Consider the following 13354-nt stretch of genomic DNA (forward strand, 5'->3'; position numbering starts at 1 on the left):
CACCCCGTCCACACTTGTCAATCGACCGTGTGCGACATTTTCCCGGAAAGCGCGTGTGGTCAGGCCGCCGCGAACACGCTGCGGAACAGGACGGCGCCGTCAGCGGAGCCGAGCTCTTCCTCGAAGGCACGATCCGGGTGGGGCATCATGCCCATCACATTGCCGCGCGCGTTCTGGACGGCGGCGATGTCGTTCACCGAGCCGTTGGGATTGTCGACATAGCGGAATACGACCTGGCCCTCGCCCTCGAGCCGGGCCAGGTCCTCGGGGCCGGCGAAATAGTTTCCGTCGCCATTGCCCTGGGTCATGATTACCTCGCGCTGGCCCTGATAGCCGGCGGTGAAGCGGGTCTGGCCGTTGGCCACGGTCAGGCTGATCGGCTTGCAGACGTATTTCAGGCCGGCGTTGCGCAGCAGGGCGCCCGGCAGCATTCCGGCCTCGCACAGGATCTGGAAACCGTTGCAGATGCCCAGGACGGCCACGCCGTCGTCGGCGGCCTTCTTGACCGCCTGCATGACCGGCGACTGCGCCGCCATGGCCCCGCAGCGCAGATAGTCGCCGTAGGAAAACCCGCCCGGCAGGACAATCAGGTCCAGTCCCGACGGCAGTTCCGTCTCCTGGTGCCAGACCATCTGGACCTGTTCGCCCGTGGAGCGTTCGACGGCGACCTTGCAGTCGCGGTCACAGTTGGACCCCGGGAAGACGATGACGGCTGCGCTCATGGCGCGGGCCTTTAGCAGCGTTTGCCGCCCGTGTCAGGGTCTGGCGCGGTCCGGCGTCTCGCGCCGCACGCCGGCGAGGAATTCGCTCATCGCCGCCACGCGAGGCCCGGCCATCCGGCGGGCCGCCGCGGTCTTCAGGCGCGGCGGGATGTCGGTCGAGAACCGCTCGATTCGTCCCAGCGCCTGATCGTAGTCGGGCCGGTCGCCCGTCGCCGCCAGCAACCGCGCCGCGCCAAGCAGACCCAGAAAATCGAGCGCGTCGGCGTCGTGGAGGACCACCGCCTCAGGCCCTTGCGGCTCCTTGTCGTACATATGGCCGAGGATGGCGGCGCGGACGGCGGGGAATTTCTCCATCGGGAAGCCGGCCTCCGTCAGGAAGGGCTCGGCCAGCTGGACCGAGCGGGCGGCGTGATCCACTCCGGCCGCGGCGAACGGCTCGATCCCGCCCCAGTCGTGCAGGAAGGCCGCGGCGAACAGGACGTCGGCGTCCACCGTCAGACCCTCCGCCTCGGCGAGCGCCATGCCCAGCACGTAGTTCCGCTCGGAATGACGCCAGCCCCAGCTCGGGTGCTGGAAATGGTCCGTCGCCTGGGCGTAGACGGCGCGCCGCCAAGGGCTGTCCAGCGAGATGCCGGCCGAGGTCGCGATCGGGGCCGCCTCGACGGCCGGAGCGTCCTGAGCCGCGGATATGCCCGCGGGGCTCAGCAGCAGCGCGCCCGCCGCGATGGCCAGAAACAGAGTGTTCATGCCGCCCCTCCCGATCAGCCCTTGTTCTCGTACACGCCCGTGATCGAGGCCTTGGCCAGGGTGTGGAAATGCACATTGAAACCGAACACGGCGCCCGAGTTTTCGGGCGTCACGTCCAAGCGCTCCGCGTCCACGGCGAAGACGGTGAAGATATAGCGGTGCGGGCCATGTCCCGGAGGCGGCGCGGCGCCGCCGAAGCCGGGCTCGCCGAAGTCGGTGCGGCCCTCGACCGCGCCCGCCGGCACGGCGGCGCCTTCGGCCAGTTCAGTCACATCGGCGGGGATGTTGGCGACGGTCCAGTGCCAGAAGCCGGAGCCGGTCGGCGCGTCGGGGTCGTAGCAGGTGACGGCGAAGCTCTTCGCGCCCTCGGGCGCGCCGGACCATTTCAGATGCGGCGACCGGTTGCCCTTCGCATGGACCTGGGCGTCGGGCAGGGCGCCGCCGTCGGTGAAGCCGTTCGAGGTCAGGGTGAAGGTCATTCCGCAGCTCCGTGATGCCGACGACCGTAACGCGGAAGCCGCACGTTCGTCTCTAGCTTCGGAACAATGCGACCATCTGCGCCATCCCGCCCGATCGCCGGATCAGCACGCCGACGAGGACGGCCGCCAGAAGCCAAAGCCCGACCACGATTACCGCGGCGGTCGGGGAGGCGGGCCGGGCCTGCGCCGAGGCGCTCTCGCGCAACTCTGCCATCAGGGCTGGCGGAATCAGCCTGATCGCGACCCAGATCCCTAGCGGGACCAGCAGCAGGTCGTCCAGATAGCCGAGCACCGGGATGAAATCGGGGATCAGGTCAATGGGCGACAGCGCATAGGCGGCGACGCAGCCGGCGACGATCTTGGCCAGCACCGGAGTCCGGCGGTCCCGCGCTCCGAGCCACAGCGCGATGATGTCCCGCTTCAAGGCTTTCGCCCACCGTCTCAGGGCGTTGATCATCCGGATGTCAGTGCGCCGCGTCCTTCGCCGCCGGGGTGAAGGCCGAATCGTCCGTCAGCCCGCCGGCCAGGGCCGCGGCGAAGATCAGCACGCAGACGAGCACGAAGGCCGCGACCGAGAACTGGATCAGCCGCTTCACGCGACCTCGATGCGGTAGCCTTCGATCACGGTGTTGGCCAGCAGCTGCTCGCACATCTTCTTCGCCTCTGCGGCCGGGTCGGCGACGCCGTCCAGATCGAATTCGATCAGCTTGCCGACGCGGGCGTGGGCGACGCCGGCCCAGCCCAGACCGTGCAGGGCTTGCTCGACGGCCTTGCCCTGGACGTCCAGGACGCCGGGCTTGAGAAACACGTGAACCTTGACCTTGGCCATTCTAGTGCAATCCACCCTGAATCACGGTCGGCATGTCCTTCATGATGCCGAGGCGGCGGGCCACCTCGGTGTAGCTTTCGATGACATTGCCCAGATCGCGGCGGAAGCGGTCCTTGTCCAGCTTCTCGCCCGTGTTGGTGTCCCACAGGCGGCACGAATCGGGGCTGATCTCGTCGGCCAGGCGGCTGAAGTCGTTCTCCCACACCCGGCCGAACTCGATCTTGAAGTCCACCAGGGTGATGCCGACGGCGCCGAACATGCCCGACAGATAGTCGTTCACCCGCACGGTCATGGCGAGGATGTCGTCCAGCTCCTGGGTCGTGGCCCAGTTGAAGGCGGTGATGTGCTCCTCGGTCACCATCGGGTCGTTGAGTTCATCCTTCTTGAGGTAGAATTCGATGATCGAGCGCGGCAGGGGCGTGCCCTCGTCGATGCCGAGCCGCTGGCTCATCGAGCCGGCGACGACGTTGCGGCAGACGACCTCAAGCGGGATGATCTCGACTTCGCGGATCAGCTGCTCGCGCAGATTCAGCCGCTTGATGAAGTGGTTGGTCACGCCGATGCCGTTCAGGCGCGACATGATGAATTCGCTGATGCGGTTGTTGATCACGCCCTTGCCCTCGAGCTGGGCCTTCTTCTCGCCGTTGAAGGCGGTGGCGTCGTCCTTGAAATACTGGATCAGGGTGCCCGGCTCGGGACCCTCGTAGAGGATCTTGGCCTTGCCCTCGTAAATCTTCTTGCGCTTGACGTTCATCATGACGGGTCCGGGCGGGGCCCGCCGGAAACGCAAATCGCGCGGCCAGACGGGGTCTGGGCGGCTTGATCCGGAATCGCGGGCGGGCGGGAAAAAGTCGCGGAACCCTTAGCGGATGCGGCGCCGCGATACAAACCAGCGGCGTTTTGGCGCGCCCCGTGGCCGTGTCGCCGCAACCCCGTCAGTTCCGGTTGCGTTCGTGCATGGGGTGGATATAGACCACCTCGACGCGGCCCTGCTTTCGGCCGCCAGACGGAGCCTCGCGACGCGCATGACCACCTTCGACGATCGGGAAAAGGGCTTCGAGTCCAAATTCGCCCTCGATCAGGAACAGGAATTCAAGGCGGTCGCCCGGCGCAACAAGCTCCTGGGCCTGTGGGCGGCCGGGAAAATGGGCCTCAACGCCGCGGGCGCCGAAGAATATGGCCGCGCTATCGTCAAGGCTGACTTCGAGCAGCCGGGCGAGGAAGACGTCTTCCGCAAGATCGCCCAGGATCTGGAAGGAGCCGGCCTGACGGTGTCGGAAGGCGAGATCCGCCGCAAGATGGACGAGCTGTCGTCCGTGGCCCGCGACCAGATCCGCAACGGCGAATAGGGTCCTCCCAACCAGATCGAAAAAGGGCCGCTCCAGCGATGGAGCGGCCCTTCTCGTTTCAACAGCAGCGCCGTGATTACGGCATCAGAACCGTATCGACGACGTGCACGACGCCGTTGGATTGCATCACATCCGCCTGGCTGATGGTCGACTTGCCGCCCTTGGCGTCGGTGATGACCCAGGTGTTGTTGGGGCCGGCCGAGACCTTCAGTTCCTCGCCCTGGACCGTGGTCAGGGTCGCCGTGCCGCTATTGGCCTGGGCCTGCGAGGCGATGTCGGCGGCGGTCAGCCGGCCGGGGACCACGTGGTAGGTCAGGATCTTCGTCAGGTCGGCCTTGCCCGCCGGGGCCAGCAGGGCTCCGCGGGTGGCCGCGGGAATCTTCTCGAAGGCGGCGTTGTCGGGCGCGAAGACCGTGAACGGACCCGCGCCGGACAGGGTCTCGCCGAGGCCGGCGGCGGTGACGGCGCTGACCAGGGTGGTCAGGTTCGAGGCCTTGGCGGCGTTGGCGACGATGGTCTCGTTCGGGCTCATGGCGGCGCCGCCGACCATCGGGTCGGTCGAGGCCGGAGCCGTGGCCGAGGCGTCGGTCGCCGCGGCCTCGGCGGGAGCCGCGTCCTCGGCGCTGTTGCAGGCGGCCAGCGTCAGCAGGGCGGCGGCGGATACGGTGGCGAGCGTGGCCAGGCGGGTCGGTTTCATCGGGCGTCTCCTGATACGCGCCGCCCTCGGCGGCGTCGGTGCAGGTACTGGCCGGGGCGGGAAAAGATGCGCCGTGATCACGATATCCGGCGCGACATGTGACCGCAGGGCGTCAGGGCGCGACGAACGGTTTCAGGACGCTCCACGCCTCGGCCTTGGAGGCGGGCGATCGGGTGTGCGCGGGGCTGGAGGACGGCAGGTCGATGAGGCGAAGGTGCGGTCCGGCGCGCAGGGTGCGTCGGCCGATTCTGGCGGCCGTCGCGCCGTTGAAGGCCACGGCGCGGAGCCGCGGCAGCCGCTCGATCAGCAGGTTCAGATCCGCCGCCTCCGCGTCACGGATGGCCCCGTCCAGGCTGCCCGGCCGGACGGCGCGGGCGATGACGTCCCACAGGCCGACGCCTGCGGCCTGCAAGGCGACAAGCCGGTCGGGATAGGGCAGGGCCGCCAGATCGACCTCGACGACCCCGCCGACCAGCCGCCAGAAGGCGTTCTGCGGATGGGCGTAATACTGCGCCGCCCTCAGCGAGGCGTCGCCGGGCAGGCTGCCGAGGATCAGGAGGCGAGTGTCCGCATCGACGACCGGGTCGAAGGCGCGCTTGAGGCTCACGCCGCGCCGAACACCCGCGCGAACACCGTGTCCACGTGTTTGGTGTGATAGCCGAGGTCGAACAGGGCCTCGAGCTGTTCGGCGGGAAGGGTCACCCGCGCGTCCGCCTTGAGAAAGTCGAGGAACCGGCCCTCGCCGCGCCAGACCTTCATGGCGTTCTCCTGCACCGCGGCATAGGCGTCCTCGCGGCTGACGCCGGCCTGGGTCAGGGCCAGCATGACGCGCTGGGAATGCACCAGCCCGCCCAGCAGGTTCAGGTTCTTCTCCATATTGGCCGGATAGACCTGCAGCCGCTCGACCACCCCCGCCAGACGATGCAGGGCGAAGTCCAGGTGGATGGTGGCGTCCGGCCCGATGCCGCGCTCGACCGAGGAATGGCTGATGTCCCGCTCGTGCCAGAGGGCGACGTTCTCCATCGCCGGGACCACGGCAGAGCGGACCAGGCGGGCGAGGCCGGTCAGGTTCTCCGTCAGGATCGGGTTGCGCTTGTGCGGCATGGCCGACGAACCCTTCTGGCCCGGATCGAACGGCTCTTCCGCCTCCAGCACCTCGGTGCGCTGCAGGTGGCGGATCTCGATCGCCAGCCGCTCCACGGAGCTGGCGACGACGCCCAGGGCCGCGAAGAAGGCGGCGTGGCGGTCGCGCGGGATGACCTGGGTCGAGACCGGCTCGACGGCCAGGCCCATCCTGTCAGCGACGTATTGCTCGACCGCGGGATCGACGTTGGCGAAGGTGCCGACCGCGCCGGAGATGGCGCAGGTGGCGATTTCTGCCCGGGCGGTCAGCAGGCGTCGCTTCGCCCGCTGGAATTCGGCGTGATAGCCGGCCAGCTTGAGGCCGAAGGTCACAGGCTCGGCGTGGATGCCGTGGCTGCGGCCGACGCAGGGCGTGAATTTGTGTTCCTGCGCCCGCTTTTCCAGCGCCGCGAGAACGCGGTCGACGCCGTCAACCAGCAGGTCCGAGGCCCGCGCCAGCTGCACCGCGAAACAGGTGTCCAGCACGTCCGAGGAGGTCATGCCCTGGTGCAGGAAGCGCGCCTCCTCGCCCACCAGCTCCGACACATGGGTTAGGAAGGCGATGACGTCGTGTTTGGTGGTGCGTTCGATCTCGTCGATGCGGTCGGCGTCGAAGATCACATCCCTGCCCTTGGCCCAGATCGCCTCGGCGGCCTCGGTCGGGATCACGCCCAGCTCGGCCATCCGGGTGGCGGCGTGCGCCTCGATCTCGAACCAGATCCGGTATTTGGTCTCCTGCGACCAGATGGCGACGGCGGCGGGGCGGGAATAGCGGCTGATCATGGGCCGGTCGTGTCGGTCCCGCGACCGGTTGAGTCAAGCGCCGCTTGTGGGTGGGGGCCCCGAACTCGGCCATCCGGCGCTGGCGGCGGGCCCGCCCGGGCTCTATTGGCTGAAAGCCGGATATCGGGAGAGGCTTCATGGAACTGATCATCGGACCGCGTCTGTACTCGACCTGGTCGCTGCGTCCCTGGCTGGTGCTGAAGCGCTGCAAGGCGGATTTCACCGTGCGGGAAATGGATATCTATTCCGACGCCGGCCGCGCGGAGCTGGAGGCCGTTTCGCCGTCCCGCCTCGTGCCCGTGCTGAAGGTCGAGGGCGAGACGATCTGGGATTCCATGGCCATCTCGGTCTGGTGCGCCGAACGTTATCCCGAGGCCCGTCTGTGGCCCGCCGATGACCACCCCCGCTGGCTGGCCCGGTCGGCGGCCTGCGAGATGCATGGCGGCTTCATGGGCCTGCGGACCGACTGCGGCATGGGGCCGGATCACACCATGGTCGGCCCGGACCGCTCGCCGCCGCCGACCGGCGAGGCCGTCGCCAGGGACATCCGCCGCATCGTCGCCCTGTGGCGCGAGATGCGGACACGTTTCGGCGCCGGCGGGCCTTACCTGTTCGGTGAATGGTCCGTGCCCGACGCCTTCTTCACTCCGGTGGCGGCGCGGTTCCGGCATTTCCAGATCGATCTGGCCGCCCATGGCGACGACGGGACCGCAGCCGCCTACCGGGACGCGCTGCTGGCCCAGCCCGATTTCCTGGAGTGGACGGCGGAGGCGTTGGCCGGGCGTTAACCGATCCGCGGAACCCGCCCTTAAGACAACGGCGGTATTCCGGATGGTTCAGAGCGCGGAAGCGTTCGGAGGCCCTCATGCCCATGCCCGTCCAGCAGTCCGGAACGCGCCGTCCCAGCCTGATGGTCTATGGGCTGATGATCGTCATCGCCTGTTGCCTGCCGGCCCTGCTGCTGGTCAGCGTCATCTAGGTCGCGGGTCTCCGCATTCCTGCGGCGCGGGGTCCGCAAGCCGAGCGGCAGGGCGGTCGAAAACACAGTCTCACCCGTCTCACCCGTCTCATGCGTCTCGGAGCGCGGCGGCTGCACCGCGTCCGTGAGGGTGGGGGAATCCCGCTGAATTCGGTTGTCAAAGACCGGAAGGCGCCGGTCAGTGAAGCATGGGCCTGCGTCAGATTCGGACGCAGGGACCGACCGAGGGCTTCCGACAGGTCGCTGACCGGGGTCGGCTAGTTGGTCCCGGCCATTAGCGGGGCGGACGCCAGATCAATCGCCTGCACCGGAGCGGGCGGCGGCGCGACGTAATCCAGAGCGATGGGCACCCGCGACGCGCCTGACGCCACCGCGTCCAGCGTATGCAGCGGCCGGCCGTTCATGCGCTGGTAGATCCAGTAGGCCGCCACGACCTTTTCGACATATTCGCGCGCCTGGGGCACGTCGATCATCTCGATCAGCAGCAGCGGATCCGCGTCGGGACCCAGTTTGCGCACCGCCATCACCATCGGGCCGGGGCCGGCGTTGTACGAGGCCGCCGCCCGCAGCAGATCGCCGTTGATCGCCGGCAGGGCCAGAACCCGGTTCACATAGGCCTGACCGAGGCGGGCGTTGACGTTGGGCTGGAACAGCCGTTCCGGCTCGCTGACGAAGCCCCGGTCGCCGGTCAGTTCGGCGGCGGTCGTCGGCATGACCTGCATCAGGCCATAGGCCCCGGCGCCGGACCGGGCGCGGGCGTTGAAGTCGGTTTCCTTGCGGGCGATGGCGTAGACCAGCGACCGTTCGACGGTGAAGCCGCCGTCAGGCTCGATCACCGGCTGGGGATAGCGGTCGGCGTCGATGCGGCGGACGTCGTCGCCCGACCCGGTCACCCGGGGGCCGAGGGCCCGGCCCAGGGCGGCCCACAGCTGGCGGCCCCGGTCGGTGGCGGCGGCGCGAATGCCGGTCTTCAATTCCTCGCGCGCGTCGCCGCGGCGTCCAACTTCGAAGAAGGCGACGGTGCGCAGGGCGCGGGGCTCGGACCGGACGAACTCCTCCAGCTCGCGGGCGTCGACGCCGATCGGTTCCTCGACCTGATACGACGCGCGTTCCACCCGGGCGGCGCCGTAGGGCGTCGGGCCCAGGTTCTCGATCGTCGGCTCCTCGCCCAGCTGACGCAGGGCGATCTGGCCATAGAAGGTCGCGGGCCAGGCGCCCGCGCGGCGCAGCAGCGGCTGGACGCGATCCTGCTGGCCGGACCGCGCCGCCGAACGCGCGGCCCAGAAGGCGGCCCCCGAGCGGACCCATCCGTCCTCGGTCGGATCGTCCAGCACGCGCTCGAACGCGACCTTGGCCTGGCCGAATTCGCCCAGCCGGTATTGAGCTAGGCCGACCGTCCACCAGTCGCCCAACTGGTCGCCGAGGGCGACCGCGCCGGTCAGGTCGTCGCGGTTCAGGGCGACGCGGGCCGCCTTCATCGGATCGCCCTCGGTGTTGCCGCCGGCGGCGGCGATGCTGTTCCAGTTCCTGCCGCCGCCCATGCGGGAGGGCTGGCGGGGCTCCGGGGCGCCGTCCGGACGGCGGCGCATGGCGAGGGTGTAGGCGCGGTCCGCGGACGGCAGGTCGGCATACTCCGCCAGCCAGGCCGACAGTTCCTCATAGGTGGCCGTGTAGTCGGCGTGGAACAGACGTTCGAACTCCACCTGACCCAGCAGGACGCGGTCGTTGGCCTGACGCGCGGAATCCCGCGCGGCGTCCAGATCCCCACGTCGAAGGGCGTCGAAGGCGGTGGTGTAGCTGAGGCGGTCCGCGGCGCTCAGGGCCGTGGGCGCGCGTCGGACTTCCTCGGCCTGGCCGGCGGTCGCCAGGGCGCACAACGCCAGGGCCAACGTCGGCGCGATGATCGCGCGGCGGAAATCAAACGGCACTGAGGCGGCCCCCTTGAAGCGTTCAGCAAGCCCGTCTCGACCCGGGCTGTTTCGCGCTGTTCATTCGGTCGTCAGGCGTAAAGGGCGCCACCGCCCCCGGCCCATGTCAAGATTTCTCCCCATTTTGGGGCAGTTTTGAGTCTGAAGAATGAACGCGTCCGGTTATTCAACCGTATCCAGCCGCGCGGCGAGGGACAGCATGTCCGCCCAGGCCTGACGTTTCGCCATCGGCTGCCGCAGCAGGAAGGCGGGATGCAGGGTGGGCAGCACCGGCGCCGAAACCGCGCCCTCGGGCAGCCGCCATTCCCGCCACTGGCCCCGCAGCCGCATGATGCCCTCGTCGGTGGCCAGCACCGATTTGGCCGCCGCCGCGCCCAGCAGCAGCACCGCCCTCGGCTTCAGCAGCGCGAAGGCTCGCTCGACGAACGGCGCGCACACGGCCTGTTCGGCCGGCGTCGGCGTACGGTTGCCCGGCGGACGCCAGAAGACGGTGTTGGTGATGAACACCCGGCCCTCCAGCCCGGCCTCGGCCAGCATCCGGTCCAGCAGCTTGCCGGCCTTGCCGATGAAGGGCTGGCCGCGCTGATCCTCTTCCGCGCCGGGTCCCTCGCCGATGACCAGAACCGGCGCCTCGGGATTGCCCCGGCTGAACACCGACTGCGTGGCCCCCATGCCCCTGAGGGGACAGCCCTCGAAGGCCGCGATGGCCTGACCCAGTTCCTCCAGCGTCGAGGCGGCGCTGGCCAGTCGGCGCGCTTCGGACAGGGCGTCGCCCGCGTCGGGCGCGGCCATGACCGAGGCCGTGGCCCTGGCCACCGCCTTGACGGCCGGCGGCGGGACGACATGGGTGCGGTCGACCGGCGCGTCCTCGAAACAGGCGTCGACCCCCGCGTCGCGCCAGAAGGCGAGCAGGCTTTCGGTCGCGGCGGCGTCGAGGGGCTGGGTCATCATGACGGTCCACACAGGGATAGTCCTTGACCACCCTTGCGTCACCTTCCGATAAGCGGAAAACACCAAGACCACACCGACGACGAGGAAATCAGGGCATGGCCGAGGACGCGATCGAGGGCGGCGCGACAGACGCCTGGCAGGAAGCCGTGATCGACAAGCTGCCGCCTGCCGAGGCCCTGGCCGGGGTCGAGCGCGAGGTGATGGAGTACGACGTCGTCATCGTCGGCGGCGGCCCCGCCGGCCTGGCGGCCGCCATCCGCCTTAAGCAGCGGGCGGAAAAGGACGGCAAGGACATCACCGTCGCCGTGCTGGAAAAGAGCGCCGAGATCGGCGGCCATATCCTGTCGGGCGCCGTCATCGATCCGCGCGCCCTGACCGAGCTCTTCCCCGACTGGAAGGAACGCGGCGCGCCGCTGGAGACGCCGGTGACCGAGGACCGGTTCATGGTGCTGGGGCCTATGGGCCAGGTCTCCCTGCCCATGCCCCTGCTGCCGCCGATGATGCACAACGACGGCTGCTACATCGCCTCCCTCGGCAATGTCGCACGCTGGCTGGGTGAACAGGCCGAGGCGCTGGGGGTCGAGGTCTATCCCGGCATGGCCGCCAGCCATGTGGTCTGGGACGAGCCGTCGGGAACGGTGAAGGGCGTGGTCGCCGGCGTCTTCGGCATCGACCGCCACGGCAAGCCGACCGACGACTTCCAGCCCGGCATCGAACTGCACGGCAAATACGTCTTCATCGCCGAGGGCGTGCGCGGCTCGCTGGCCAAGACCATCATGGCCCGCCACNCCGCAGAAATACGGCATCGGCCTGAAGGAGCTGTGGCAGGTCCCGGCCGACAGGCACCGCCCCGGCCTGGCCCAGCACACCACCGGCTGGCCGCTGGACGAATTCACCGGCGGCGGCAGCTTCCTGTACCATTTCGGCGACCGCTACGTGGCCATCGGCTATGTCGTGCACCTGAACTACAAGAACCCCTTCCTGTCGCCGTTCGACGAGTTCCAGCGCTTCAAGCACCACCCGGCGATCAGCGAGCATCTGGAGGGCGGAACGCGCATCTCCTACGGCGCCCGCGCCATCACCGAGGGCGGCTTCCAGTCGGTGCCGAAGCTCAGCTTCCCCGGCGGCGTCCTGATCGGCTGCTCGGCCGGATTCGTGAACGTGCCGCGCATCAAGGGCAGCCACAACGCCATGAAGACCGGCATGCTGGCCGCCGACGCCGCCTATGACGCGGTCATGGCGGGACGCTCGGGCGACCGGCTGGTCGAATACCAGGCCGCCTACGAGAAGAGCTGGGTCTACAAGGAGCTGAAACAGGTCCGGAACGCCAAACCCTATCTGTCGAAATTCGGTACGACGCTGGGCGGGGCGGCGGGCCTGATCGACATGTGGTTCTCGTCGCTCTTCGGCGTGAACCTTCCGTGGACGCTGAAGCACGGCAAGACCGACGCCGGCTCGACCGAAAAGGCCGCCAAGCACAAGCCCATCGCCTATCCGAAGCCGGACGGAAAGCTGTCGTTCGACAAGCTGTCCTCGGTCTTCGTCTCCAACACCAACCACGCCGAGGAACAGCCCGCCCACCTGAAGCTGCTGGACGCTTCCGTGCCGATCCGGGTCAACCTGCCGCTCTACGGCGAGCCGGCGCGGCTCTACTGTCCGGCGGGGGTGTATGAGGTGCTGTACGACGAGGCCGGGAACAATCCGCGCTTCCAGATCAACGCCCAGAACTGCGTCCACTGCAAAACCTGCGACATCAAGGACCCGTCCCAGAACATCGTCTGGACCACGCCCGAGGGCGGCGGCGGGCCGAACTATCCGAATATGTGACGCCGAGGAGGCGAGGGGGCCTTGTCGCCGCCGCATAATGCGGTGAGGGTTCCGGCATGCGCATTTCTCGCCTCGCCCTTCTGCTGACCGGTTGCGCCCTGACGGCGCTGGCTTCACCGGCCTGGGCGCAGGATCCGCCGGCGGTCGGACTCCGTGCTCCGGTGGAGGCTGCCCCCGTTCCGGAGGCCCCGGCGATTATCGTCGAAGCCGCACCGGAAGCCGCGCCGGCGGCGGAATCCCCGGCGCCGCCCATCCCCGCGATCTGGGCCCCGGTGCCGATCGACGCCGCAGGCCAGTCGGCCTACGGCCTCTATCTGGCCGGCCGCCTGGCCAGCATTCGCGGCGACCGCGCGGCGGGCTCGGAATTGCTGAGGGAAGCCCATGCCCTCGCCCCGGAGCAACCCGTGCTGGGCGAAGAGGCATTCAGGTCGGGCCTGTTCTCGGGCGATCTGGGCTCTGTGGCCCGTCTGACGCCGACCGTCGCCGATACGCCGCAACTGGCCGAGGTCGGCCGGCTGATCGAGGTCGTCGAGACCCTGCGGGTCGGAAACGCCCGCCAGAGCCTCGCCCTGCTGACCGCCGGCCCGTTCGAGATTTTCGCCCCGGCCGCCCGCTATCTGACCCCGACCATCGCGGCGGCCGCGGACGACTGGGAGACGGCGTTGAAGGTCGTGGATGCGCCGCCCGCCGATCCCGCCGGCCTCATCCTGCACCAGCAGCGGGCCAGCCTGCTGGAAAGCCGCGGCCGCGTCGCCGACGCCGACGCCGAATACAGGATTCTGATGGCGGCGCCCGCGGGCGCGATGCTTTATGCGCTCGACTATGCTGAATTTCTTGAGCGGCAGGGACGGCGCGACGAGGCGCTGGCCGTCTACGATGCGGCCCTGACCGGCGGAAATCCGGAGTCCAGGGCCGCCAGCGGGCGGGCGCGCGTGCTGGCT

15 protein-coding genes and 1 pseudogene are annotated in these 13354 nt (G+C 69.0%); 4 read left to right on the forward strand and 12 right to left on the reverse strand.

Annotated elements, in window-relative coordinates; all coding sequences use genetic code 11:
* Window positions 1-59: 59 nt before the first annotated feature.
* Genes purQ through purC form a run of 7 tightly spaced genes read right to left on the reverse strand, consistent with a single transcriptional unit; the run spans window position 60 to window position 3531 of the window.
* Complete coding sequence (gene purQ / locus ASD25_RS25955; RefSeq protein WP_055828377.1) at window positions 60-722, reverse strand: phosphoribosylformylglycinamidine synthase subunit PurQ; 663 nt, start codon at window positions 720-722, stop codon at window positions 60-62.
* A 33-nt stretch (window positions 723-755) separates the two neighbouring features.
* The gene (locus ASD25_RS25960; protein ID WP_055828380.1) at window positions 756-1469 is read right to left on the reverse strand and encodes an HD domain-containing protein; all 714 of its coding nucleotides are present in this window, start codon (window positions 1467-1469) and stop codon (window positions 756-758) included.
* A 14-nt stretch (window positions 1470-1483) separates the two neighbouring features.
* The gene (locus ASD25_RS25965) at window positions 1484-1948 is read right to left on the reverse strand and encodes a YbhB/YbcL family Raf kinase inhibitor-like protein (protein WP_055828382.1); all 465 of its coding nucleotides are present in this window, start codon (window positions 1946-1948) and stop codon (window positions 1484-1486) included.
* A 52-nt stretch (window positions 1949-2000) separates the two neighbouring features.
* The gene (locus ASD25_RS25970; protein WP_055828385.1) at window positions 2001-2405 is read right to left on the reverse strand and encodes a YkvA family protein; all 405 of its coding nucleotides are present in this window, start codon (window positions 2403-2405) and stop codon (window positions 2001-2003) included.
* Window positions 2406-2412: 7 nt separating this feature from the next.
* Window positions 2413-2544 carry a hypothetical protein gene (locus ASD25_RS32905; protein ID WP_255356198.1) on the reverse strand — a complete coding sequence of 44 codons (132 nt, stop codon included), beginning with the start codon at window positions 2542-2544 and terminating at the stop codon, window positions 2413-2415.
* Window positions 2541-2777, reverse strand: coding sequence for a phosphoribosylformylglycinamidine synthase subunit PurS (gene purS / locus ASD25_RS25975; RefSeq protein WP_055828387.1), 237 nt, complete (start codon window positions 2775-2777; stop codon window positions 2541-2543). The genes ASD25_RS32905 and purS overlap by 4 nt, the downstream gene beginning before the upstream one ends.
* Before the next feature lies 1 nt (window position 2778).
* A complete protein-coding gene (gene purC, locus ASD25_RS25980; RefSeq protein WP_056621473.1) occupies window positions 2779-3531 on the reverse strand; it encodes a phosphoribosylaminoimidazolesuccinocarboxamide synthase in 753 nt (250 codons plus the stop codon).
* A gap of 271 nt (window positions 3532-3802) precedes the next feature.
* Between purC and ASD25_RS25985 the strand changes: the two genes are divergently transcribed.
* A complete protein-coding gene (locus ASD25_RS25985) occupies window positions 3803-4126 on the forward strand; it encodes a DUF1476 domain-containing protein (RefSeq protein WP_055828390.1) in 324 nt (107 codons plus the stop codon).
* A 76-nt stretch (window positions 4127-4202) separates the two neighbouring features.
* On the opposite strand, the gene ASD25_RS25990 is transcribed toward ASD25_RS25985, so the two are convergent.
* The 3 genes from ASD25_RS25990 to purB form a co-directional block, all read right to left on the reverse strand.
* Complete coding sequence (locus ASD25_RS25990; protein WP_055828392.1) at window positions 4203-4823, reverse strand: fasciclin domain-containing protein; 621 nt, start codon at window positions 4821-4823, stop codon at window positions 4203-4205.
* A gap of 112 nt (window positions 4824-4935) precedes the next feature.
* Complete coding sequence (locus tag ASD25_RS25995; RefSeq protein ID WP_055828395.1) at window positions 4936-5430, reverse strand: DNA-deoxyinosine glycosylase; 495 nt, start codon at window positions 5428-5430, stop codon at window positions 4936-4938.
* Window positions 5427-6728 carry an adenylosuccinate lyase gene (gene purB, locus ASD25_RS26000; RefSeq protein ID WP_055828398.1) on the reverse strand — a complete coding sequence of 434 codons (1302 nt, stop codon included), beginning with the start codon at window positions 6726-6728 and terminating at the stop codon, window positions 5427-5429. The genes ASD25_RS25995 and purB overlap by 4 nt, the downstream gene beginning before the upstream one ends.
* A gap of 137 nt (window positions 6729-6865) precedes the next feature.
* Here purB and ASD25_RS26005 point away from each other — a divergent pair, with 137 nt between their 5' ends.
* On the forward strand, window positions 6866-7516 hold the full coding sequence (locus tag ASD25_RS26005; RefSeq protein WP_055828402.1) for a glutathione S-transferase: 651 nt from the start codon (window positions 6866-6868) through the stop codon (window positions 7514-7516).
* 448 nt (window positions 7517-7964) lie between these two features.
* On the opposite strand, the gene ASD25_RS26010 is transcribed toward ASD25_RS26005, so the two are convergent.
* Both ASD25_RS26010 and ASD25_RS26015 read right to left on the reverse strand, forming a co-directional pair.
* A complete protein-coding gene (locus ASD25_RS26010; RefSeq protein ID WP_055828405.1) occupies window positions 7965-9635 on the reverse strand; it encodes a lytic transglycosylase domain-containing protein in 1671 nt (556 codons plus the stop codon).
* Between the two features lie 162 nt (window positions 9636-9797).
* Entirely contained in the window at window positions 9798-10583 is a 786-nt protein-coding gene (locus ASD25_RS26015; RefSeq protein WP_055829678.1) for a uracil-DNA glycosylase family protein, read from the reverse strand.
* Between the two features lie 98 nt (window positions 10584-10681).
* Here ASD25_RS26015 and ASD25_RS32495 point away from each other — a divergent pair.
* Window positions 10682-11374: NAD(P)/FAD-dependent oxidoreductase (locus ASD25_RS32495; protein ID WP_235562887.1), on the forward strand; the 693-nt coding region annotated here is incomplete at its 3' end.
* Between the two features lies 1 nt (window position 11375).
* Window positions 11376-12413: pseudogene (locus tag ASD25_RS32500) on the forward strand (electron transfer flavoprotein-ubiquinone oxidoreductase); the annotation flags it as partial.
* Window positions 12414-13354 lie beyond the last annotated feature (941 nt).

It is taken from the genome of Brevundimonas sp. Root1423, assembly GCF_001426805.1.

Bases quoted from the DNA above. Each gene is read 5' to 3' on its own strand.
- purQ (WP_055828377.1), bottom strand. From the start codon at position 722: ATGAGCGCAGCCGTCATCGTCTTCCCGGGGTCCAACTGTGACCGCGAC.
- ASD25_RS25960 (WP_055828380.1), bottom strand. From the start codon at position 1,469: ATGAACACTCTGTTTCTGGCCATCGCGGCGGGCGCGCTGCTGCTGAGC.
- ASD25_RS25965 (WP_055828382.1), bottom strand. From the start codon at position 1,948: ATGACCTTCACCCTGACCTCGAACGGCTTCACCGACGGCGGCGCCCTG.
- ASD25_RS25970 (WP_055828385.1), bottom strand. From the start codon at position 2,405: ATGATCAACGCCCTGAGACGGTGGGCGAAAGCCTTGAAGCGGGACATC.
- purS (WP_055828387.1), bottom strand. From the start codon at position 2,777: ATGGCCAAGGTCAAGGTTCACGTGTTTCTCAAGCCCGGCGTCCTGGAC.
- purC (WP_056621473.1), bottom strand. From the start codon at position 3,531: ATGAACGTCAAGCGCAAGAAGATTTACGAGGGCAAGGCCAAGATCCTC.
- ASD25_RS25985 (WP_055828390.1), top strand. From the start codon at position 3,803: ATGACCACCTTCGACGATCGGGAAAAGGGCTTCGAGTCCAAATTCGCC.
- ASD25_RS25990 (WP_055828392.1), bottom strand. From the start codon at position 4,823: ATGAAACCGACCCGCCTGGCCACGCTCGCCACCGTATCCGCCGCCGCC.
- purB (WP_055828398.1), bottom strand. From the start codon at position 6,728: ATGATCAGCCGCTATTCCCGCCCCGCCGCCGTCGCCATCTGGTCGCAG.
- ASD25_RS26005 (WP_055828402.1), top strand. From the start codon at position 6,866: ATGGAACTGATCATCGGACCGCGTCTGTACTCGACCTGGTCGCTGCGT.
- ASD25_RS26015 (WP_055829678.1), bottom strand. From the start codon at position 10,583: ATGACCCAGCCCCTCGACGCCGCCGCGACCGAAAGCCTGCTCGCCTTC.